The following is a 22,560-nucleotide window of genomic DNA, read 5'->3' on the forward strand; positions in this document are numbered from 1 at the left end:
AAGTGTGTTTTATATTTCACGCTTATACAAGGATGAGACTCTATTTTACCTCTCCGGGGTACTAAAGAGAATATTGGCGTCATTAATAATAAGTATCCAAAGATATTTGAAACAACAATAAGTATCTGTGAGATTTTTATTAATCATGCCATCTGCATAAAGCTTAGTGGAGTTAAGCATGTTTGAACACAACTTAGTAACCGACAATCAAGTCACTAAAAAGGAAGGCAATGATGTTCATCTACGCAGTGTCGACCTCAATTTATTAACTGTTTTCGATGCTGTGATGCAAATGCATAATGTAACACGTGCAGCACAGTCACTTGGTATGTCGCAACCTGCCGTGAGTAATGCGGTAGCGCGCCTAAAAGTGATGTTTAATGACGAATTGTTTGTCCGTTATGGCCGTGGTATTCAACCTACAGCCAGGGCGCGTCAGCTTTTTGGCCCTGTTCGACAAGCTCTGCAATTAGTGCAAAATGAGTTGCCAGGCGCGGGTTTTGAAGCCAAAAATAGTGGGAGAGTATTTAATTTATCTATTTGTAGTCCATTAGATATCAGGTTAGCGGCACAAATAATACAGCGTGTTAAGCAATTAGCCCCCCACGTTCAACTTATTATTAGATCTTATCTTAATGAGAATGTTGAACATCAATTACGTTATCAAGAAACTGAGTTTGTTATAGGTTATACCAAGTTTGAACGTCCAGATTTTCATGATATATCACTGTCCAGTGATGAGTCAGTGTTAGTCGTGGCTAAAAATCACCCGCGCATTGATAATTCAATTACTCAAGAACAACTTCTTTCTGAATTACATGCGGCAGTCTCATTAGACAAAGTGGGTTCTTTCAGCGAACGTTATTATGAATCAGCCATCAGCGCTCAAACTATTGCTTATGAAAGCACTGATATGAACAGTGTACTGAATATTGTATCTCAAACTTGCTTTGTCGCCATTGCTCCCCGCTGGTTGGCAGAAACATACAGTGAGAGCCTTAATCTGAAAATTATTCCGTTACCTTGGGAGGAAGCATGCCGCCCATGTTTTCTCACTTGGCACGAGTCTACTGATAGGGATAAGGGGCACCAGTGGATGAAAGAACTACTTAGCCAATTTAGTACTTCTTCTTAATTATTTTGTTAAGTCCTGTTACTGATATATTATTATGCTCAGTAGCAGGCAATCATGAACACTAAATTTAAAGTTGTCTTTTATATTCGCTTGTTACCTCTTTTAAGCTAAAGATGATTCTCTGCGTTAATTCTCTCCTTAGAAGACTCATTGCCGTATTTTTCACCAAAATCTATTTCAGCTCACACTTCTATACTGAATTTTATTTGCCATAACTCACAGAGTGGGTAGACTGCGCGAAAAAAAGTGAACACATGTAAGCTGAATGCTAACAGGCAGAAAATAGCGATCCACTTTGATGAATAATCTATACCCATAGACTCTAAGGTGCGGGAAGGCGGCAAAAAAAGATAATACCGATGAGCTGACTCAACTCAATGATTCGGATAACAAATCTGCTTACGGCAAATTTGAACACAGTCGATTTATGGGCCGTGTAATGAGAACAGCCAACACACCTGCGTTTGAAAGATATAAGGGTATATAGCGAGCGGCGATTTTATGACACCAGAATTAGATAGATATCACCTTGTGCGCCGTTTGCGCCAACAAATAGGCCAGAGAGCTGACCACATTGCATTTCGTGAATGGTCGCCAGAAGGCGAAAAACAACTTAGTTGGCAGCAAGTTGATACACATGTTACGCAGATTTCAGCTGCATTGTTGTCCTTAGGGGTAGCAATTCAAGAGCGTATTGGGATTTTTGCTAATAACAGTATGGCTTGGTCGTTGGTCGATTTGGCTATTTTACAATTACGTGGTGTGAGTGTGCCTTTGTATGCCACTAATACTACGGCTCAAGCTGCTTATGTTGTTAATGATGCAGATGTGCGTATTTTATTTGTCGGTGGGCAAACGCAATTCGATGTTGCTATTAAGTTAAAGTCGCTGTGCCCGCAACTGATTAAAATTATTGTGTTAGATCCCCTAGTCGATCTCCGTGGTTGTGAGTTCGCCCAGCATTTGGCTGATTTTGAGCAACAACCAGATGCTGTCCAACAGCATCTATTGAGCGCGCGTATCGATGCTTGTGATTTAAATGACTTATTCACACTGATTTACACCTCTGGCACCACGGGTGAGCCTAAAGGTGTCATGCTGGATTACCGTAATATGGCTGCCCAGCTCTATTTACATGACCAGCGCTTAACGCTAACAACAGACGATATTTCTCTGAGTTTCCTGCCATTATCCCATGTGTTTGAGCGCGCCTGGAGCTTTTATGTGATGCACACCGGCGCGCAAAATGTGTATATCAGCGACACCAATTGGGTGCGCCCCGCAATGCAGGCGGTACAACCGACAGTAATGTGTGCGGTTCCCCGCTTCTACGAAAAAGTCTTCAGTGCCATTAATGACAAAGTTGCCCTGGCAAAATGGCATCGGCAAAAGTTGTTCCGTTGGGCTGTCGGTTGTGGCGAACGTAAATTCAAAAGTGTGCAAGATGGGCAAGCATTATCGCCGTTATCCGAGCAACTGTATAAGCTGGCTAATCGCCTGGTATTGAGCAAGTTACGCGGCATATTGGGCGGGAAAGTGCGCTTTTTACCGGCAGCTGGCGCGCGATTAGACGACAATATTATTCTGTTCTTCCAAGCGATTGGCATTAATATTAAGTACGGTTATGGCATGACTGAAACTTGCGCCACGGTTTCTTGTTGGGAAGAGAAAGACTTCCGTTTCGGTTCTATCGGTAAGCCATTACCAGGGATAGAGGTGCGTTTGGGCGCTGAAAACGAAATTCAGGTGCGCGGCCCAATTGTGATGCGTGGCTATTTTAATAAGCCGCAAGAGACTGCCGAATCCTTTACCGAAGATGGTTGGCTCAAAACCGGCGATGCTGGAGCTTTAGATTCTCAGGGTAATTTATTTATCACTGAGCGATTAAAAGATTTGATGAAAACTTCCGGCGGGAAGTATATCGCACCGCAAATGATTGAAGGCACATTGGGTCAGGATCGTTTTATCGAGCAGGTCGCTATTATTGCCGACACCCGCAAATTTGTTTCGGCGCTGATTGTGCCGTGCTTTGAATCACTGGAAGAATATGCCCGCTCAATCAATCTGAAATACCACGACCGGTTTGAACTTTTGCGCCATAGTCATATTGTGAGTTTATTTGAGCAGCGGCTCAAAGATATGCAAAAAGAGTTGGCTAAATTCGAGCAAGTTAAGCGTTTTACTCTGTTACCGCAGGCATTCACTATGGAAACCGGTGAATTGACGCCAACGATGAAATTGCGCCGTAAAATCATTCTCCAGCGTTATCAGAATGAAATTGATTCTATGTACCGCGAGTAATTATCGACATTTAGCCGTGAGGTTGATGACAAACCGATATTTTCAATTTTTTTCAGCCGGGGCGGCGGTATTGATGTGTGCTTCGGCCGCTTACCCTCTAGTCAGTATTGTCAGTAGCCTGAGTGACGGCGTGTCGCTATCCGAAAATACACGCCGTCGCTGCCTTTCTAACCAACGCCGCTTGGTTTTTACCTCTTTCTGCGTAGTCGCCATTATTTTACTGTCATTAATGAATAAAAAAATCCGGCCTGATTTAGTTCTATATTTATCTATTAATGCGACGTTAAGAGCGCGGTTATTAATGTTTAGGCAGTGTTTTATTTTATTTGATGGGAGAAATTCAGAGTGTGTCCCGCCGAATTGCCTTTAGTGTAGAGAATTGCTGTTTGCCTGCCAGAAATTCTGACGTTATGTTAATAAGTTAGTTACATTAATAAACATTCGAACTATAACAAACAAACAAAGAATAGGAATAGGGTGCGAAGTGCCTTTCCTACCGGGTTTCGTGGAAATGATTTCCCGTTATCTAATGAGCAAACTTAGCCTGGAGGCAAAACCCATGGAGATGTTGTCAGGAGCCGAGATGGTTGTCCGATCGTTAATCGATCAGGGCGTTAAGCATGTATTCGGTTATCCCGGCGGGGCCGTACTTGATATCTACGATGCCCTGCACAGGGTCGGTGGTATCGATCACGTGCTGGTGCGCCACGAACAAGGTGCGGTTCATATGGCCGACGGTTATGCGCGAGCCACTGGCGAGGTGGGCGTTGTATTAGTGACTTCTGGCCCCGGTGCGACCAATGCGATTACCGGTATTGCGACGGCGTATATGGATTCCGTGCCTATGGTAGTGCTGTCTGGTCAGGTACCTAGCTCATTAATTGGCTACGATGCATTCCAAGAATGTGACATGGTGGGGATCTCCCGCCCGGTCGTCAAACACAGCTTTTTAGTCAAACGCACTGAAGATATTCCGACTGTGTTGAAAAAAGCCTTCTATTTGGCGTCAACCGGTCGCCCAGGCCCCGTCGTTATTGACCTACCAAAAGATATTGTTGGCCCTGCGGTCAAAATGCCTTACGCCTATCCAGAACAGGTTAGCTTGCGCTCTTATAATCCGACGGTGCAAGGCCATCGCGGGCAGATTAAACGCGCACTGCAAACTATTCTGGCGGCTAAACGGCCTATTATGTATGTCGGTGGTGGGGCGATTAATGCCGCCTGTCATGAAGAATTACTGACATTGGCTGAAAAGCTGAATTTACCGGTAACCAGTTCTCTGATGGGATTGGGGAGCTTCCCTGGCACCCATCGCCAAAGCGTCGGGATGCTGGGAATGCATGGCACATTTGAGGCCAATATGGCCATGCATAATACGGATCTTATTTTTGCTGTTGGCGTGCGTTTTGATGACAGGACGACCAATAATCTGGCGAAATACTGCCCAGATGCGACCGTGCTGCATATTGATATCGACCCGACTTCAATCTCTAAAACTGTGACGGCAGATATCCCGATTGTCGGCGATGCCAAACAAGTATTAACCCAGATGCTGGAGTTGTTGGCGCAGATTGATTGCGTGCAAGATTTTGATAGCCTGCGTGATTGGTGGCAATCCATCGAACAGTGGCGCGCCCGTGATTGCCTGAGTTACAGCAAAGACAGTGGCAAAATCAAGCCACAGGCCGTGATTGAAACACTGCACCGTCTAACCAAAGGTGATGCATATGTCACATCGGATGTTGGCCAGCATCAAATGTTCGCGGCACTTTATTATCCGTTTGATAAGCCGCGTCGTTGGATAAATTCCGGCGGGCTTGGCACTATGGGCTTTGGTTTGCCGGCCGCACTGGGGGTTAAACTGGCTCTACCGGATGAGACCGTGGTGTGTGTCACCGGAGATGGCAGTATCCAGATGAATATTCAGGAGTTATCAACTGCACTGCAATATAATCTGCCGGTATTGGTTTTGAACCTGAATAACCGTTACCTCGGCATGGTGAAACAGTGGCAGGATATGATTTATTCGGGCCGCCATTCACAGTCTTATATGGATTCTCTCCCCGATTTCGTCAAATTGGCAGAAGCCTACGGCCATATTGGGGTGTCTATTCGTACGCCGGATGAGCTTGAAAGCAAACTGGCCGATGCCTTGAAACAATTATCCGAGACTAACCGTCTGGTATTTGTGGATGTGACTGTTGATGAAACCGAGCATGTTTACCCGATGCAAATCCGCGGTGGTGGCATGGACGAAATGTGGCTTAGTAAAACGGAGAGGACATAATTATGCGCCGCCGGATTTTATCAGTTCTGCTGGAAAACGAATCAGGTGCCCTCTCAAGAGTTGTGGGCCTGTTTTCTCAGCGCGGTTATAACATTGAAAGTTTAACAGTAGCGCCGACCGACGATCCCACGCTATCTCGAATGACCATCCAAACCGTTGGGGATGCTAAAGTTCTGGAACAGATTGAAAAACAACTGCATAAGCTGGTGGATGTTTTGCGCGTGAGTGAGTTGGTTGCCGGTTCACATGTCGAGCGCGAAATCATGCTGGTGAAACTGCAGGCCAGCGGCTATGGGCGTGAAGAAGTGAAGCGCTGCGCGGAAATCTTCCGTGGGCAAATTGTTGACGTCACCGCCACACTTTATACCGTCCAGCTTGCTGGCACGAGCGACAAACTGGATGCATTTTTAAATGCAGTCCGTGAAGTGGCTGAAATTGTTGAAGTTGCTCGATCTGGTATTGTCGGTGTTTCCCGTGGTGACAAAATAATGCGTTAACCAAGGCAATTATACCGACTTGTCTCAAATTATCAGGCTCAGCAGCTATGTTGAGCTTTTTTTTTCTTATTATTTAACCTGAATAGCGTTATGTGGCGGTTAAAGCGGTTGCTCAATAGCAAATTCTGCTGTTAGATCATATTCATGGTTAAATTATGTCTATATGCTTCTAGACCTAGCCTACAACATCATTTTATTAGGTTTATAAGGGGTTAATGTGAAACTGGATGAAATCGCGCGTCTTGCGGGCGTTTCGCGTACAACGGCCAGTTATGTCATTAATGGCAAAGCGAAACAATACCGGGTCAGCGATAAAACAGTAGACAAAGTTATGGCCGTTGTCAGGGAACATAACTATCACCCAAATGCCGTTGCGGCAGGATTACGTGCGGGCAGAACTCGGTCGATTGGTCTGGTTATCCCGGATCTGGAAAATACCAGCTACACCCGCATTGCTAATTATCTGGAACGTCAGGCCCGCCAGCGTGGTTATCAACTATTGATTGCCTGCTCTGAAGACCAACCTGATAATGAAATGCGCTGCATTGAACACTTGCTACAGCGCCAGGTGGACGCCATCATTGTTTCCACGGCCTTGCCCCCTGAGCATCCTTTTTATCAGCGCTGGGCTAACGACCCACTGCCAATAATTGCCCTCGATCGGGCGCTTGATCGTGAGCATTTCATCAGTGTAGTGGGGGCTGACCAAGAAGACGCCCAGATGTTGGCACAAGAGCTGCGCTCTTTCCCTGCGGAATCCGTTTTGTATTTGGGTGCGCTGCCAGAGCTCTCGGTCAGCTTCCTGCGGGAGATGGGATTTCGTGAGGCGTGGAAAGATGATCCCCGCAAAGTCGATTATCTGTATGCCAACAGCTACGAGCGCGAAGCTGCCGGAGTGCTGTTCGCTGAATGGTTGAAGAGCCACCCAATGCCACAGGCTTTGTTCACAACCTCATTCCAGCTATTACAGGGCGTTATGGATGTCACTTTAAAACAAAGTGGGCGTTTGCCGAGTAATCTGGCGATTGCCACTTTTGGTGATAATGAGTTGCTGGACTTCCTCGAATGCCCTGTGCTGGCGGTTGCACAACGCCACCGGGATGTTGCCGAGCGCGTGCTGGAACTGGTATTAGCCAGTTTGGATGAGCCCCATAAACCGAAACCGGGATTGACACGGATTCGCCGCAACCTGTTCCGCCGTGGCAGTTTGAGCCGCAGATAAGCCCTGTATTCAAGAGCCAGAGCCTAAGATTATTGTTATTTAAGCTTTATACCCAATAATTTCAAGGTGTAGAACAGCGCTTGCGCTAGCCCGCAGGGTGAACCTCAGGGATGAGGTTCATTAATCCCGATGAGCTTACTTCAGTGATTCGGGTCATTACGCGTCGCCAACACGCCTGCGCTTTGCAACATGACGGGTATATCAAACATAGCCCGCGACACGAAACAACCTCCGGCAATACTCAAGAAAATAGCCATAAGCCACCCCCATTGCCATTGAAACTACGGCGTTACTCGCGACCGCTGTGGTTATTTGCTCTATATCCGCCCCGACAGACCATAAAATAATGGCATAAACTGGCGACTGGAAGCTGACATAGGCCAGTAAGTCAGCCAGGTTTCTTGCCCAACTATGCTTACCCGCATAGCGATGTGCCGCACGGATGAATGCATCCCGGTACAAGCCGTAGGGCCAGGCAATAAGGATGTTGACTGGAATTGAAACCAGCCGGGAAGACAGTGACTGCTGGAATGTCATACCAGAGACAACTATTTCAATTATCATGCCGATGACAAAGCAATACACCACAAGTGCAAAAGTATCGGCTGCTGCACTACGCAGACGGGACCCAGTTGAAAACATTGTCATTAACTCCCTCATTGGGGGAAAAATCTGTTAAAACGCCTGCTCGCAAGATTATTAGCAGTGTTTATATGCTGATCATTATTTAAATTTCAGGTGATTGTATTGTTGTTTTGCTTTCTTGCTAGTTTACAGTGCTATTGTTTGTAATATAACCAGCTCGAAATTTTTATTTTTAACATTTGCTCGGTTTTTATACTTTGTCCTGCGAGGAATTGGGCTTTTCGTGGTTTTTTAAATGGCGCTTAAGGTGATTTTCATTTAAAAACAAATAGTTGTGTTTTTGTGTATGATGACGGAGAAGTCCGATGCAATCTAAGGCGCTATTTATAATTGCAGGTAAGAAAAATACTAATTTGTAGTATTTTTCTAATTTAAGATTTATCTGTCTGAAGATATTCATATTTCAGTTATGTCTGAAATATGCGCCAATAATTTATTTCAAAATAGATTAATCCTGACCGCTTAATTGAAGTAAAATGTTCCGCCGATAACGCTTGTTAGCGTTAAGGGTATTATTGTGTTGCTATGAATTTTGCTGCCGATTTCCTCTGCTTTTCCTTAGGATACGCCAGTAGCCGTGGGTTTTGTGCTCAGGCTGTCTAATTTTAAGTCGTGCAATTTTTATACTGAAAATGAGACATTCCTTGCAGAAGGAAATAATGGGTCATTTAATTTATTATTTATTATTTATTTAAGTAGCTAGATATTAGTGGTGGAAAAATAGCCCGTTTATCATGACGTTAATTTCTATTTCAACCGCGAAAATTGCCTCTTATACGAGATATATCTCAAAAACGGCCCATAAATATTGTCAAAGCGCATCCGCTCTGGCTTGACAAGGTTTTCATACCATCCGTAAACTCTTTAAAGTGGGAATTTGTGGGGTAAAGTGGCAAATTAGGTCATGAAGGGGTAACTCAGTCATGTTTCGTGGGGCAACGATGGTTAACCTCGACAGCAAAGGGCGGCTCGCCGTACCTACCCGATATCGGGATTTGCTGAATGAGGAATCGCACGGCCAGATGGTCTGTACCATAGACCTTCACCAAGCATGCCTGTTGCTTTATCCACTCCCTGAATGGGAAATCATTGAACAAAAACTCTCCAAGCTGTCGAGCATGAACCCAGCCGAACGTCGAGTTCAGCGTTTGCTGTTAGGGCATGCCAGTGAATGTCAGATGGACAGTGCCGGGCGGTTATTGATTGCAGGGACATTGCGTCAACACGCCGGGCTAAATAAAGAAGTGATGCTGGTTGGGCAGTTCAACAAGTTTGAACTGTGGGATGAACAGACCTGGTATCAACAAGTCAAGGATGACATTGACGCAGAACAGTCCACTCAGGAACCTCTATCTGAGCGGCTACAGGACTTATCGCTATAAGCATGGTTAATAACAACAAAGTGGTTGATAACAACTACAAACACACAAGCGTATTGCTGGATGAGGCGGTTAATGGCCTGAACATCCGTGATAACGGCATCTATATTGACGGAACTTTTGGCCGTGGTGGCCACTCGCGTCTGATTTTGTCCCAACTTGGGCCAGAAGGGCGCCTGATTGCAATTGATCGTGACCCACTCGCAGTTGAAGCTGCAAAGTCCATTACCGATCCCCGTTTTTCTATCGTACACGGCCCCTTCTCTGAGTTGGCGCATTATGTGCGGGAGCTGGATTTAGTTGGCCGCATTGATGGAGTATTGCTGGATTTAGGTGTTTCATCGCCGCAGTTAGATGATCCTGAACGTGGGTTTTCTTTCATGCGCGACGGGCCGCTGGATATGCGGATGGATCCTACGCGTGGGTTATCTGCCGCCGATTGGCTGATGAAAGCCAGTGCTGAGGATATTGCTTGGGTGCTAAAAACCTTTGGTGAAGAGCGTTTTGCCAAGCGTTTGGCCAGGGCCATTGTTGAGCGTAACCTCACGCAACCTATGACCCGCACTAAAGAGCTGGCTGACTTGATTGCTAATGCCAGCCCATTTCGCGATAAGCACAAGCATCCGGCAACCCGTAGCTTCCAAGCTATTCGTATCTATATCAACTCCGAATTAGAAGAGATCGAGCGCGCGCTTGATGGTGCACTTGAAGTTTTGGCACCTGAGGGCCGTTTATCTGTTATTAGCTTCCATTCGCTTGAAGACCGCATTGTGAAAAACTTTATCCGTCATCACAGCCGTGGGCCACAGGTTCCGGCCGGGTTGCCATTGACGGAAGCACAATTACGAAGCATGGGTGGGCGCACTTTAAAATCTGTCGGCAAAATGATGCCACCAGATGCAGAAGTCGCCGAAAACCCACGGGCGCGTAGCTCGGTTTTACGTTTTGCCGAGAGGATTAAAGAGTGATAGGCAATGAACGCCACGGTCTGGTTGGGGTCATCGGCGGAGATTTACTTCGCAATTCGAAGATCCCGCTAATTTTACTGATTGCGGTGTTGGTGTCTGCCATTTTTGTTGTAACCACCGCTCACCGTACTCGCTTGCTGACTGCGGAGCGCGAACAGTTGGTTCTGGAGCGGGATGCGCTGGATATTGAATGGCGCAACTTGATTCTGGAAGAGAATGCACTGGGTGACCACAGCCGTGTCGAAAGTATCGCAACCGACAAGCTGAAGATGCAACATGTTGATCCGTCACAAGAAAATATTGTGGTTCAGCAATAGGTTTTTCTAATAAATAAAGGAATTTGTCGCCACCATGACTCTGAGTAGCCAAGGTAACGCATGAAAGCAGCGCGCCCCGGGAAGTTAAAGCGCCAGGAAGAACAAGCCAGCTTTATAAGCTGGCGTTTTGCGTTGCTGTGCGGCTGTATTTTGCTGGCATTGGTCGGGTTGATGCTGCGTACAGCATATCTGCAAGTGATTAACCCCGATAAGCTGGTGCGTGAGGGCGACATGCGCTCGTTAAGGGTGCAGGAAGTCCCAACTGCACGAGGCATGATAAGTGACCGCTCCGGTCGCCCACTGGCTGTCAGCGTGCCGGTCAATGCGGTTTGGGCGGATCCTAAAGAGCTCACCGAACGCGGCGGTATTACGCTAGATACGCGCTGGAAAGCCCTGTCTGATGCATTAGATATCCCGCTAGACCAATTGGCCACCCGCATTAATGCCAATCCAAAAGGGCGTTTTGTTTATTTGGCTCGTCAGGTCAACCCCGCCATTGGCGACTACATCCACAAGCTGAAATTACCCGGCATCTATTTGCGTCAGGAATCTCGTCGTTACTATCCGGCAGGTCAGGTGATGGCGCATATCATTGGTGTGACTAACATTGATAGCCAAGGTATTGAAGGCGTTGAAAAAAGTTTTGACCGCTGGCTCACGGGGCAACCGGGTGAGCGCACGGTACGTAAAGACCGCTATGGGCGCGTTATCGAGGATATCTCCTCAGTTGATAGCCAGGCGGCTCACAATTTGGTGTTGAGTGTCGATGAGCGCTTACAGGCGCTGGTATACCGCGAACTGAACAATGCGGTGGCATTTAACAAAGCAGAATCGGGCACCGCTGTATTGGTAGATGTTAATACCGGCGAAGTCTTGGCGATGGCGAATAGCCCGTCTTACAACCCGAATAACTTGACCGGAACGCCGAAAGACGCCATGCGTAACCGGGCGATAACCGATATTTTTGAACCCGGCTCGACAGTTAAGCCAATGGTAGTCATGACGGCATTGCAGCACGGCGTAGTGAAAGAAAATAGCGTGCTGAATACCTTGCCGTACTTTGTTAACGGCCATCAAATCAAAGATGTGGCCCGTTATGCAGAGCTATCTGTGACCGGGATTTTGCAGAAGTCGAGTAACGTCGGTGTTTCTAAGCTGGCGTTAGCGATGCCATCCTCAGCCCTGGTAGATACTTACTCAAGGTTTGGGTTTGGGAAAGCGACCAATTTGGGGTTGGTCGGAGAAAGCAGTGGCTTATATCCTAAAAAACAACGGTGGTCTGACATAGAGAGGGCCACCTTCTCTTTCGGCTACGGGCTAATGGTAACACCGTTACAACTAGCGCGAGTCTATGCAACCATCGGCAGCATGGGGATTTATCGCCCGCTGTCGATTACCAAAGTTGACCCGCCAGTGGCCGGTGAGCGCATCTTCCCAGAACCGCTGGTACGCACCGTGGTTCATATGATGGAAAGTGTGGCATTACCCGGCGGTGGGGGCACCAAAGCGGCCATCAAGGGCTATCGCATCGCCATTAAAACCGGTACCGCTAAGAAAGTCGGGCCAGATGGCAAGTATATGGACAGATACCTCGCTTACACCGCCGGCGTAGCGCCCGCGAGTAACCCTAGATTTGCTCTGGTTGTGGTCATCAATGACCCGCAGGCAGGGAAATATTACGGTGGTGCGGTTTCTGCACCGGTGTTCGGTGCCATCATGGGCGGCGTATTGCGTACCATGAACATTGAGCCAGATGCATTACCCACTGGTGATAAAAGCGAATTAGTGATTAATACAAAAGAGGGTTCAGGTGGCAGATCGTAACTTGCGCGACTTACTCGCTCCTTGGGGGCTAGACGTCCCGGAGCGTGCGCTACGGGAAATGACATTAGACAGCCGTGTTGCCGCTGCCGGGGATTTGTTTGTCGCTATTGTCGGCCATCAGACGGACGGGCGTCGTTATATCCCGCAAGCCATCGCACAAGGTGTGGCGGCAGTGGTTGCTGAAGCCGATGGTGTAGCTCCGGACGCCAGCATGGTCGAGATGCATGGCGTTCCTGTTATTTATCTGCGTAATTTAAATCAGCACTTATCCACCTTAGCTGGGCAATTTTACCATCAGCCAGGGGCGGCATTAAGTTTGGTCGGTGTGACCGGAACTAACGGCAAAACCACCACCACCCAGTTGCTGGCGCAATGGAGTCAGGCACTGGGCGAAACCAGTGCGGTGATGGGAACCGTGGGTAATGGTTTATTAGGGCAGGTTATCCCAACAGAAAATACCACCGGTTCAGCCGTTGATATTCAACATTTATTGCGCAATTTGGTTGACCAAGGGGCCACATTCGCGGCGATGGAAGTTTCTTCCCACGGCTTGATTCAAAACCGTGTTGCTGCTTTGCCGTTTGCTGCCGCAGTCTTCACTAACTTAAGCCGTGACCATCTGGATTATCACGGCAATATGGCCAGCTACGAAGCGGCAAAATGGCTGCTGTTTTCCACCCATCAAGCCGAACACAAAATTATTAATGCTGATGACGCAGTAGGTCGCCGCTGGTTAAGTCAGTTGCCGCAAGCGGTGGCTGTCAGCATGGAAGGCAATATACCAACTGGGTGGCAAGGCCCGTGGTTATCTACCCGTGAGGTTCACTATCACGACAATGGTGCCAGCATCGCTTTTGACTCCAGCTGGGGTGAAGGTCAGTTAGAAAGCCGCCTGATGGGAGCGTTTAACGTCAGTAACCTGTTGGTGGCACTGTCAACATTGCTGGCGCTTGGTTACCCGCTAACACAATTACTTGCCGCCGCACCTCATTTGCAGCCGGTGTGCGGGCGTATGGAAGTGTTTAACGCGCCGGGTAAACCGACGGTGGTGGTGGATTATGCTCACACCCCAGATGCCTTGGAAAAAGCGCTGGCGGCTGCCCGTTTACATTGTAAAGGTCAGTTGTGGTGTGTGTTTGGTTGCGGCGGCGATCGCGACAAAGGTAAGCGCTCACTTATGGGCGGTATCGCGGAACAGTTGGCTGACCGAGTCGTGGTCACTGACGATAATCCGCGCAGCGAAGAGCCTCAGGCGATTGTTGCCGATATTCTTAGTGGTTTACTGGATGCCGGGCGCGCGCAAGCCATTCATGGCCGAGCCGAAGCCGTGACCAGCGCCATCATGCAAGCCAAAGAAGACGATGTCGTGCTGATTGCTGGCAAAGGACATGAAGATTATCAACTTGTTGGCAATCGCCGTCTGGATTACTCCGACCGTGTGACTGTCGCCCGCTTGTTGGGGGTGATGGCATGATTAAGGTCTCCCTGCCATTTTTGTCCACCTTGCTTAATGCTGAATATATTATTAGCGATACACAGCGCAACAACATAGAAATAACCGAAGTAACGATTGATACCCGTCAAGTCACTGGGGGGTGTTTGTTTGTGGCGCTGAAAGGCGAGCGTTTTGATGGACATGATTTTGCAGAAAATGCAGTTGCCGCAGGTGCCGGAGCTTTGCTGGTAAGTAAACGCTTACTGGTGGGGGCGCCACAACTGGTGGTTAAAGATACCCGTCTGGCGCTGGGGCAACTGGCTGCCTGGGTTCGTCAGCAAGTGCCTGCTCGGGTAGTTGCTTTGACCGGCTCTTCGGGAAAAACCTCGGTAAAAGAAATGGTGGCCGCGATTTTGCGCCAGTGCGGCAAGGTGCTGTATACCGCCGGTAACTTCAATAATGATATCGGTGTGCCACTAACCCTGCTGCGTCTGACTCCCGAGCATGATTTTGCTGTTATTGAACTGGGTGCTAACCACGTGGGCGAAATTGCCTACACCACAGATTTAAGCCGTCCAGAAAGTGCCTTGGTGAATAATTTATCTGCCGCACATTTGGAAGGCTTTGGCTCGCTAGCCGGTGTAGCGCAAGCCAAAGGTGAGATTTTTGCCGGATTGCCCGCTAATGGCACTGCCATCATCAATGCTGACAGTAACGATTGGCCGCATTGGCAGGAAACTTTGCATCATAAGCGGGTGTGGCGTTTTTCATCTCAAGCTGGAGAAGATATTGATTTCTTTGCCAGCGAGGTGCGCATTACTGCGCAAGCGACACATTTTACCCTGCATTCACCTTTCGGCACCCAGGCCATCGAACTGCCACTGCCGGGCCGACATAACATTGCCAATGCCTTAGCCGCAGCGGCGTTAGCCATGTCGGTTGGCGCAGATTTAGCCGCAGTTCGCCAAGGTCTGACACAGTTACAGGCTGTGCCGGGTCGCTTATTCCCCATCCAACTTGCGGTTGGCAAGCTGTTACTGGATGACAGCTACAATGCCAATGTGGGCTCCATGACGGCCGCCGCCCAAGTGCTGGCCGAAATGCCGGGTTACCGAGTTATGGTGGTCGGCGATATGGCAGAGCTGGGCGATACCGCGATTGATTGCCACCGTCAGGTGGGAGAAGCGGCAAAACACGCGGGTGTCGATAAAGTGCTGAGTGTCGGCAAATTAAGCCAAACCCTGAGTGATGCGAGCAGTTGTGGCGAACATTTTCAAGATAAAGATACCTTGGCAGCCCGAGTGAGTGAATTGCTGCTCGAACATCCCATTATCACTGTTTTAATTAAAGGTTCACGTAGCGCCGCCATGGAAAATGTCGTGCGTGCGTTACAGGAGAAAGCATCATGTTAGTTTGGTTGGCTGAATACTTAGTGAAATTTTACTCGGGCTTTAACGTCTTTTCCTATTTGACGTTCCGCGCCATTGTCAGTTTGTTGACGGCATTGATTATTTCATTGTGGATGGGGCCGCACCTGATTTCTTACTTACAGAAATTACAGATTGGCCAAGTAGTACGTAATGATGGGCCAGAGTCACATTTCAGCAAACGCGGCACGCCAACGATGGGCGGCCTGATGATTCTGTTCTCCATCACTATTTCGGTTCTGATGTGGGCGTATCCCTCCAACCCGTATGTCTGGTGCGTGCTATTTATTCTGGTGGGTTATGGGATTGTTGGTTTTATCGATGACTACCGCAAAGTGGTTCGCAAAGACACTAAAGGCTTGATTGCCCGCTGGAAATATTTCTGGCAGTCAGTGATTGCGTTGGTGGCCGCTTTCGCCATGTACAGCATTGGTAAAGATACTCCCGCCACTGAGCTGGTCGTGCCCTTCTTCAAAGACATTATGCCGCAGTTGGGGCTGCTCTATATCCTGCTGGCTTACTTCGTGATTGTCGGTACCAGTAATGCGGTTAACCTGACTGACGGGCTGGATGGCTTGGCAATTATGCCAACCGTCTTCGTCGCGGGCGGTTTTGCCTTGGTGGCTTGGGCGACGGGTAACATGAACTTTGCCGCTTATCTGCATATTCCTTATCTGCGCCATGCCGGTGAGCTGGTGATTGTCTGCACCGCGATTGTCGGGGCCGGGCTGGGCTTTTTGTGGTTTAACACCTATCCGGCACAAGTATTTATGGGCGATGTCGGCTCATTGGCATTAGGTGGCGCACTGGGCACCATCGCGGTATTGCTGCGCCAAGAGTTCTTATTAGTGATTATGGGCGGGGTCTTCGTGGTTGAAACGCTGTCGGTAATCTTGCAAGTCGGTTCCTTTAAGTTACGTGGGCAGCGAATTTTCCGCATGGCTCCGATTCATCATCATTACGAACTTAAAGGCTGGCCAGAACCACGGGTTATCGTGCGCTTCTGGATTATTTCGCTGATGCTGGTGCTGATTGGCCTGGCGACGCTGAAGGTACGGTAACTATGATTGATAAAGTGGTTGATTATCAAGGTAAAAAAGTTGTCATCATCGGGCTGGGGCTAACCGGCCTTTCCTGCGTTGATTTCTTTATAGCACGTGGTGTGACGCCGCGTGTCATGGATACCCGTATCAATCCTCCGGGCCTGGATAAGTTACCTGCCAGTGTTGAGCGCCATGTTGGTTCTCTGGATCAGCAGTGGTTACTGGATGCTGACTTGATTGTTGCCAGCCCAGGTATTGCTCTGGCACATCCTGCCTTAAGCGCTGCCACAGAAGCGGGTGTCGAGATTGTCGGCGATATCGAGCTGTTCTGTCGTGAAAATCAAGCGCCGCTGGTAGCAATTACCGGCTCTAATGGTAAAAGCACCGTGACCACGTTGGTCGGGGAAATGGCCAAAGCTGCAGGGTGGCAGGTGGGGGTCGGGGGCAATATTGGCGTTCCGGCGCTCTCATTATTGCAGCAAGAAAACCAATTGGTGGTCTTGGAGTTGTCCAGTTTTCAACTGGAAACCACCTCAAGTTTACGCGCCAGTGCTGCCACTATATTGAATGTTACTGAAGATCATACTGACCGTTATCCGTTCGGTTTGCAGCAATATCGCGCAGCTAAACTGCGAGTCTATGAAAACGCTAAAGTTTGTGTTGTGAATGCCGATGACGCGCTCACCATGCCAATTCGTGGCGCGGATAGCCGCTGTATCAGCTTTGGTGTGGATGTCGGTGATTATCATTTGAATAAGCAGCAGGGCGAAATCTGGCTGCGAGTGCGCGGCGAGAAAGTCTTAAATACTCGGGAAATGAAATTAACCGGGCGTCATAACTACACCAATGCGCTAGCCGCACTGGCGCTGGCTGATGCTGTTGGTATTCCGCGTTCATCCAGTTTGACCGCGTTGACGACATTTACCGGTTTGCCACACCGTTTCCAATTGGTATTTGAGCACAATGGCGTGCGCTGGATTAATGACTCAAAAGCGACCAACGTGGGCAGCACTGAAGCCGCATTGGATGGCCTACAGGTCGATGGCACTTTGCACCTGTTGCTAGGGGGAGACGGCAAGTCTGCTGACTTCTCCGGGTTAACCCGCTTCTTGCAAGGCGACCATATCAAGATTTACTGCTTTGGCCGTGACGGTGAGCAACTGGCGCAATTGCGCCCGGAAGTTTCCCAACTGACCGAAACCATGGAGCAGGCGATGGTGTTGTTGGCGAAAACCGTGATACCGAGGGACATGGTGTTACTGTCACCCGCTTGCGCCAGTTTGGACCAATTTCGCAGCTTTGAGCAGCGCGGTGATGAGTTTGCTCGTTTGGCAAGGGAGTTGGGCTGATGCGTATGCCGGGGCTGGGGCTGTTTAATACCGTAAAACACTATGTGATGGGGTCGCGGGAGAGCGACACCACCAGCATGATACTTTACGACAGAACCTTGCTGTGGCTGACATTCGGTTTGGCGATTATCGGTTTCGTGATGGTGACCTCGGCATCAATGCCAATTGGTCAGCGTCTGGCCAGTGACCCTTTCCTGTTTGCTAAACGTGATGCGCTGTATCTGGCATTGGCATTCTGTTTATCGCTGGTCACTTTGCGTATCCCGATGGCCGTCTGGCAGCGCTACAGTAATGTGATGTTATTGCTTTCAATTGTGATGCTGCTGGTGGTGTTAGTGGTGGGGAGCTCAGTCAACGGGGCATCGCGCTGGATTGCTTTGGGGCCGCTGCGTATTCAGCCCGCTGAGTTGTCGAAATTATCACTGTTTTGTTATCTGGCCAGCTATCTGGTGCGCAAAGTTGAAGAAGTTCGCAGTAACTTCTGGGGCTTTTGCAAGCCGATGGGCGTGATGGTCATTTTGGCCGTGCTACTGCTGGCCCAGCCCGATTTAGGTACCGTGGTGGTGTTGTTTATCACCACCTTGGCGATGTTGTTCCTGGCTGGCGCAAAAATGTGGCAGTTTTTGGCGCTGATCGGCTCCGGTGTTTTTGCCGTGTGTTTGCTGATTGTTGCCGAACCTTACCGTATGCGCCGTGTAACATCATTCTGGAACCCGTGGGCCGATCCCTTTGGTAGCGGTTACCAGCTAACCCAATCACTGATGGCCTTTGGGCGCGGTGAGTTCTGGGGACAGGGTCTGGGGAATTCAGTGCAAAAACTGGAGTATTTACCGGAAGCACATACCGACTTTATTTTCTCGATTTTAGGCGAGGAACTCGGGTATTTCGGTGTGGTTATTGCATTGTTAATGGTATTCTTCGTCGCTTTTCGTGCTATGTCCATTGGGCGTCGCGCCTTAGAGATTGATCAGCGATTTTCTGGCTTTTTGGCCTGCTCGATTGGCGTCTGGTTTAGTTTCCAGGCTCTGGTTAACGTTGGGGCTGCCGCTGGGATGTTGCCGACTAAAGGTTTGACATTGCCACTGATAAGTTACGGTGGTTCGAGCCTGATTATTATGTCAACCGCGATTGTATTGTTGTTGCGTATTGATTTTGAAACACGTTTGGCAAAAGCCCAAGCCTTTGTAAGGAGTGCCCGATGAGTGGCAAGACCAAGCGTTTAATGGTGATGGCGGGTGGCACTGGGGGGCATGTCTTCCCCGGTTTGGCCGTGGCACATCATCTGATGGCGCAAGGCTGGCAGGTGCGTTGGTTAGGCACCGCAGACCGAATGGAAGCGTCATTGGTACCTAAGAATGGCATTGAAATTGATTTTATTCAGATTTCTGGTTTACGCGGCAAGGGGTTAATGGCCCAACTGACCGCACCGGTGCGAATTTATCGCGCAGTGCGTCAGGCGAAGAAAATCATGCGTGATTACCAGCCGGATGTGGTGCTGGGCATGGGGGGATATGTTTCCGGCCCAGGTGGTTTGGCCGCATGGCTGTGTGGCATTCCGGTGGTTTTACATGAGCAGAACGGGATTGCCGGTTTGACTAACCGCTGGCTTGCCAAAATCGCAAAAAAGGTTTTACAGGCGTTTCCCGGCGCGTTTCCCCAGGCAGAAGTAGTAGGAAACCCGGTTCGCACCGATGTTTTGGCATTGCCACTACCGGCTGAGCGCTTTAATGGTCGTCAAGGGCCGGTTCGCGTATTAGTGATTGGTGGGAGCCAAGGGGCGCGAGTATTAAACCAAACTCTGCCGCAAGTCGCCGCAACACTGGGCGAGCAGATAACGCTTTGGCATCAAGTGGGGAAAGGCGCGTTGCCCGAGGTGTTACAAGCTTATCAGCAGGTAGGGCAGGGCGATAAACACCAGATTGTTGAATTTATCGATGATATGGCTGCGGCCTATGCTTGGGCTGATGTGGTGGTTTGTCGTTCAGGTGCTTTGACGGTAAGTGAAGTGGCTGCTGCGGGTTTACCGGCAATTTTTGTGCCTTTCCAGCATAAAGACCGCCAGCAATATTGGAATGCTTTGCCGCTGGAAAAAGCGGGTGCCGCCAAGATTATTGAGCAACCGCAGTTTACGGCGCAAGCGGTTAGCAGCCTGTTGGCGCAGTGGGATCGTGCAACTTTATTGGCGATGGCGGAACAGGCACGGCAGGTCGCTATCCCAGATGCCACTGAACGTGTGGCTGCGGTAGTGGTCGCTGCCAGTAAGTGACAGTGAAATAGATAATGAACAGCTGGCAGTGAATGCGGGCTGTGAATATGTAACAGACAAAAAAGTGAAGAGAAAAGTGAATACACAGCAACTGGCGAAACTACGTACTATCGTGCCCGAGATGCGCCGCGTCCGGCACATTCACTTTGTTGGCATCGGTGGTGCTGGCATGGGTGGTATCGCTGAAGTGTTGGCCAACGAAGGTTATCAAATTAGTGGTTCAGATTTGGCACCCAACCCGGTAACTCAGCATTTGGCTTCATTGGGCGCACAGATTTATTTTCATCATCGGCCAGAAAACGTACTGGATGCCAGTGTGGTGGTAGTTTCAACGGCAATCTCTGCGGATAACCCAGAAATTGTCGCCGCTCGCGAGGCGCGTATTCCGGTGATCCGCCGCGCGGAGATGCTGGCAGAACTGATGCGTTTTCGCCACGGAATTGCGGTGGCGGGTACTCACGGAAAAACAACCACCACCGCAATGGTTTCCAGCATTTATGCCGAAGCTGGCTTGGATCCCACCTTTGTGAATGGCGGTTTAGTGAAAGCAGCCGGCACCCATGCGCGATTAGGTTCCAGCCGCTATCTGATTGCAGAAGCCGATGAAAGCGATGCGTCATTTTTACATTTGCAGCCGATGGTGGCGATTGTCACTAATATCGAAGCCGACCATATGGATACCTATCAGGGCGACTTCGGTAACTTAAAGCAGACATTTATTAACTTTTTGCACAACTTGCCATTCTATGGCCGTGCCGTGATGTGTATTGATGATCCTGTGGTGCGTGAGTTGTTACCGCGCGTGGGCCGCCATATCACCACTTATGGTTTCAGTGATGATGCCGATGTGCAAATTGCCAGCTATCGTCAGGAAGGCCCTCAGGGGCACTTCACACTGAAGCGGTTGGATAAGCCATTGATGACAGTGACCTTGAATGCTCCGGGGCGTCACAATGCGCTGAACGCGGCTGCTGCGGTAGCTGTGGCGACCGAAGAAGGCATCGAAGACGATGACATCTTGCGTGCGCTAGCCGGGTTCCAAGGGACAGGCCGCCGTTTTGATTTCCTCGGCAACTTCCCGCTGGCACCGGTCAACGGCAAAGAAGGCAGCGCGATGTTGGTCGATGACTATGGCCATCACCCGACCGAGGTGGACGCCACCATCAAAGCCGCACGTGCCGGCTGGCCGGATAAACGCATTGTGATGATTTTCCAGCCGCACCGTTATACCCGTACTCGTGATCTGTATGACGATTTTGCCAATGTGTTATCGCAAGTTGATGTTTTATTGATGTTGGATGTGTATGCCGCCGGTGAACCGCCAATCCCAGGGGCTGATAGCCGCTCATTGTGCCGAACTATTCGTAACCGTGGCAAAGTAGACCCGATTTTAGTTTCAGACAGTGAAACTGTGCCAGAAGTGTTGGCGCAAATGCTGGATGGCGATGACCTGATCCTGGTTCAGGGCGCGGGTAACATTGGTAAAATTGCCCGTAAATTGGCTGAGCTTAAATTGCAGCCACAGACAAAAGACGAGGAACATCATGGCTGAGAAAGTTGCTGTACTGCTGGGTGGCACCTCCGCTGAACGCGAAGTTTCATTGCTCTCAGGTCAGGCTGTTTTAGCGGGCTTACGAGAAGCGGGTATTGATGCTCATGGTATTGATACTAAAGACTTTCCGGTAACCGAGCTTAAAGCTCAGGGGTTTGATAAAGTCTTTATTGCGCTGCATGGCCGTGGTGGCGAAGACGGTACCTTGCAAGGTGTGTTGGAGTTTTTGCAACTGCCTTACACCGGTAGTGGTGTCATGGCTTCAGCACTCACAATGGACAAATTGCGCACTAAATTAGTGTGGCAAGCGTCCGGTTTGCCGATTTCGCCCTATGTGGCGCTAAATCGTCAACAGTTTGAAACACTTTCGTCAGAGGAATTATCTGCATCTGTCGCTAAGCTTGGCCTGCCACTAATTGTAAAACCAAGCCATGAAGGCTCCAGTGTTGGCATGAGCAAGGTTGATAAAATCAGTGAGTTGCAAGGTGCCTTGGTTGAAGCTTTCCGCCACGACACGGATGTATTGATTGAGAAATGGTTGAGCGGGCCGGAATTCACGGTCGCTATCCTTGGTGACGAAGTTTTACCCTCTATCCGCATTCAGGCGCCCGGCGTGTTTTATGACTATGAAGCTAAATATTTGTCTGATGAGACTCAGTACTTTTGCCCAAGCGGCCTGAGTGCCGAGCTGGAACAACAGTTGGCGGCATTGTCATTACAGGCTTATCAAGCTTTGGGTTGCAGCGGCTGGGGGCGGGTTGATGTCATGCAAGATAGCGATGGCAGTTTCTACCTGCTGGAAGTGAATACGTCACCGGGCATGACCAGCCACAGCTTAGTGCCGATGGCTGCACGCCAGTCAGGGTTGAGTTTCTCCCAGTTAGTGGCCCGAATTTTGACGTTGGCTGACTGA

Annotated in this window: 18 protein-coding genes; 17 read left to right on the plus strand and 1 reads right to left on the minus strand. The window is 49.2% G+C overall.

From position 1 onward, the window contains the following. Window positions 1-178: 178 nt before the first annotated feature. The 5 genes from leuO (at window position 179) to cra (ending at window position 7,442) form a co-directional block, all read left to right on the plus strand. Window positions 179-1,135, plus strand: coding sequence for a transcriptional regulator LeuO (gene leuO / locus YROHD0001_RS03225; RefSeq protein ID WP_004716097.1), 957 nt, complete (start codon window positions 179-181; stop codon window positions 1,133-1,135). A 501-nt stretch (window positions 1,136-1,636) separates the two neighbouring features. Beyond that, on the plus strand, window positions 1,637-3,436 hold the full coding sequence (locus YROHD0001_RS03220; protein ID WP_004716098.1) for an AMP-dependent synthetase/ligase: 1,800 nt from the start codon (window positions 1,637-1,639) through the stop codon (window positions 3,434-3,436). 559 nt (window positions 3,437-3,995) lie between these two features. Further along, window positions 3,996-5,723, plus strand: a complete 1,728-nt coding sequence (ilvI, locus tag YROHD0001_RS03215) for an acetolactate synthase 3 large subunit (RefSeq protein ID WP_032817800.1) — start codon at window positions 3,996-3,998, stop codon at window positions 5,721-5,723. A 2-nt stretch (window positions 5,724-5,725) separates the two neighbouring features. After that, window positions 5,726-6,220, plus strand: coding sequence for an acetolactate synthase small subunit (ilvN, locus tag YROHD0001_RS03210; protein WP_004716100.1), 495 nt, complete (start codon window positions 5,726-5,728; stop codon window positions 6,218-6,220). 217 nt (window positions 6,221-6,437) lie between these two features. Continuing rightward, entirely contained in the window at window positions 6,438-7,442 is a 1,005-nt protein-coding gene (gene cra, locus YROHD0001_RS03205) for a catabolite repressor/activator (protein ID WP_004716101.1), read from the plus strand. 201 nt (window positions 7,443-7,643) lie between these two features. Here the strand turns inward: cra and YROHD0001_RS03200 are convergent, their stop codons facing one another. Next, a complete protein-coding gene (locus YROHD0001_RS03200; RefSeq protein ID WP_032817837.1) occupies window positions 7,644-8,084 on the minus strand; it encodes an L-alanine exporter AlaE in 441 nt (146 codons plus the stop codon). 926 nt (window positions 8,085-9,010) lie between these two features. On the opposite strand from YROHD0001_RS03200, the gene mraZ reads away from it, so the two are divergent. From mraZ to YROHD0001_RS03150, 12 genes are all read left to right on the plus strand, one after another. After that, on the plus strand, window positions 9,011-9,469 hold the full coding sequence (gene mraZ, locus YROHD0001_RS03195; protein WP_004716103.1) for a division/cell wall cluster transcriptional repressor MraZ: 459 nt from the start codon (window positions 9,011-9,013) through the stop codon (window positions 9,467-9,469). 2 nt (window positions 9,470-9,471) lie between these two features. After that, window positions 9,472-10,434 carry a 16S rRNA (cytosine(1402)-N(4))-methyltransferase RsmH gene (gene rsmH / locus YROHD0001_RS03190; protein WP_004716104.1) on the plus strand — a complete coding sequence of 321 codons (963 nt, stop codon included), beginning with the start codon at window positions 9,472-9,474 and terminating at the stop codon, window positions 10,432-10,434. After that, a complete protein-coding gene (gene ftsL, locus YROHD0001_RS0118515) occupies window positions 10,431-10,751 on the plus strand; it encodes a cell division protein FtsL (RefSeq protein ID WP_032817802.1) in 321 nt (106 codons plus the stop codon). The genes rsmH and ftsL overlap by 4 nt, the downstream gene beginning before the upstream one ends. Window positions 10,752-10,811: 60 nt before the next feature. Further along, on the plus strand, window positions 10,812-12,575 hold the full coding sequence (locus YROHD0001_RS03185; protein ID WP_004716106.1) for a peptidoglycan glycosyltransferase FtsI: 1,764 nt from the start codon (window positions 10,812-10,814) through the stop codon (window positions 12,573-12,575). Continuing rightward, on the plus strand, window positions 12,562-14,049 hold the full coding sequence (gene murE / locus YROHD0001_RS03180; RefSeq protein ID WP_032817804.1) for a UDP-N-acetylmuramoyl-L-alanyl-D-glutamate--2,6-diaminopimelate ligase: 1,488 nt from the start codon (window positions 12,562-12,564) through the stop codon (window positions 14,047-14,049). The genes YROHD0001_RS03185 and murE overlap by 14 nt, the downstream gene beginning before the upstream one ends. Next, complete coding sequence (murF, locus tag YROHD0001_RS03175; RefSeq protein ID WP_032817807.1) at window positions 14,046-15,422, plus strand: UDP-N-acetylmuramoyl-tripeptide--D-alanyl-D-alanine ligase; 1,377 nt, start codon at window positions 14,046-14,048, stop codon at window positions 15,420-15,422. The genes murE and murF overlap by 4 nt, the downstream gene beginning before the upstream one ends. Beyond that, the gene (mraY, locus tag YROHD0001_RS03170) at window positions 15,416-16,498 is read left to right on the plus strand and encodes a phospho-N-acetylmuramoyl-pentapeptide-transferase (RefSeq protein ID WP_032817810.1); all 1,083 of its coding nucleotides are present in this window, start codon (window positions 15,416-15,418) and stop codon (window positions 16,496-16,498) included. The genes murF and mraY overlap by 7 nt, the downstream gene beginning before the upstream one ends. Before the next feature lie 14 nt (window positions 16,499-16,512). Then, window positions 16,513-17,829, plus strand: coding sequence for a UDP-N-acetylmuramoyl-L-alanine--D-glutamate ligase (gene murD / locus YROHD0001_RS03165; protein ID WP_032817840.1), 1,317 nt, complete (start codon window positions 16,513-16,515; stop codon window positions 17,827-17,829). Continuing rightward, window positions 17,829-19,031, plus strand: a complete 1,203-nt coding sequence (gene ftsW / locus YROHD0001_RS0118520) for a cell division protein FtsW (protein ID WP_032817813.1) — start codon at window positions 17,829-17,831, stop codon at window positions 19,029-19,031. The genes murD and ftsW overlap by 1 nt, the downstream gene beginning before the upstream one ends. Next, window positions 19,028-20,095: an undecaprenyldiphospho-muramoylpentapeptide beta-N-acetylglucosaminyltransferase gene (gene murG, locus YROHD0001_RS03160; protein WP_032817815.1), complete on the plus strand. Its 1,068-nt coding sequence runs from the start codon at window positions 19,028-19,030 to the stop codon at window positions 20,093-20,095. The genes ftsW and murG overlap by 4 nt, the downstream gene beginning before the upstream one ends. A 76-nt stretch (window positions 20,096-20,171) precedes the next feature. After that, entirely contained in the window at window positions 20,172-21,647 is a 1,476-nt protein-coding gene (gene murC, locus YROHD0001_RS03155) for a UDP-N-acetylmuramate--L-alanine ligase (RefSeq protein ID WP_032817817.1), read from the plus strand. Then, a complete protein-coding gene (locus YROHD0001_RS03150; RefSeq protein ID WP_032817819.1) occupies window positions 21,640-22,560 on the plus strand; it encodes a D-alanine--D-alanine ligase in 921 nt (306 codons plus the stop codon). Before murC ends, YROHD0001_RS03150 begins: the two co-directional genes overlap by 8 nt.

This window comes from Yersinia rohdei ATCC 43380 (assembly GCF_000173775.1).
Classification (GTDB): Bacteria; Pseudomonadota; Gammaproteobacteria; order Enterobacterales; family Enterobacteriaceae; genus Yersinia; species Yersinia rohdei.

Coding starts and splice junctions, on each gene's coding strand:
- leuO (WP_004716097.1), top strand. CDS start 179: ATGTTTGAACACAACTTAGTAACCGACAATCAAGTCACTAAAAAGGAA.
- YROHD0001_RS03220 (WP_004716098.1), top strand. CDS start 1,637: ATGACACCAGAATTAGATAGATATCACCTTGTGCGCCGTTTGCGCCAA.
- ilvI (WP_032817800.1), top strand. CDS start 3,996: ATGGAGATGTTGTCAGGAGCCGAGATGGTTGTCCGATCGTTAATCGAT.
- ilvN (WP_004716100.1), top strand. CDS start 5,726: ATGCGCCGCCGGATTTTATCAGTTCTGCTGGAAAACGAATCAGGTGCC.
- YROHD0001_RS03200 (WP_032817837.1), bottom strand. CDS start 8,084: ATGTTTTCAACTGGGTCCCGTCTGCGTAGTGCAGCAGCCGATACTTTT.
- mraZ (WP_004716103.1), top strand. CDS start 9,011: ATGTTTCGTGGGGCAACGATGGTTAACCTCGACAGCAAAGGGCGGCTC.
- rsmH (WP_004716104.1), top strand. CDS start 9,472: ATGGTTAATAACAACAAAGTGGTTGATAACAACTACAAACACACAAGC.
- YROHD0001_RS03185 (WP_004716106.1), top strand. CDS start 10,812: ATGAAAGCAGCGCGCCCCGGGAAGTTAAAGCGCCAGGAAGAACAAGCC.
- murF (WP_032817807.1), top strand. CDS start 14,046: ATGATTAAGGTCTCCCTGCCATTTTTGTCCACCTTGCTTAATGCTGAA.
- mraY (WP_032817810.1), top strand. CDS start 15,416: ATGTTAGTTTGGTTGGCTGAATACTTAGTGAAATTTTACTCGGGCTTT.
- ftsW (WP_032817813.1), top strand. CDS start 17,829: ATGCGTATGCCGGGGCTGGGGCTGTTTAATACCGTAAAACACTATGTG.
- murG (WP_032817815.1), top strand. CDS start 19,028: ATGAGTGGCAAGACCAAGCGTTTAATGGTGATGGCGGGTGGCACTGGG.
- YROHD0001_RS03150 (WP_032817819.1), top strand. CDS start 21,640: ATGGCTGAGAAAGTTGCTGTACTGCTGGGTGGCACCTCCGCTGAACGC.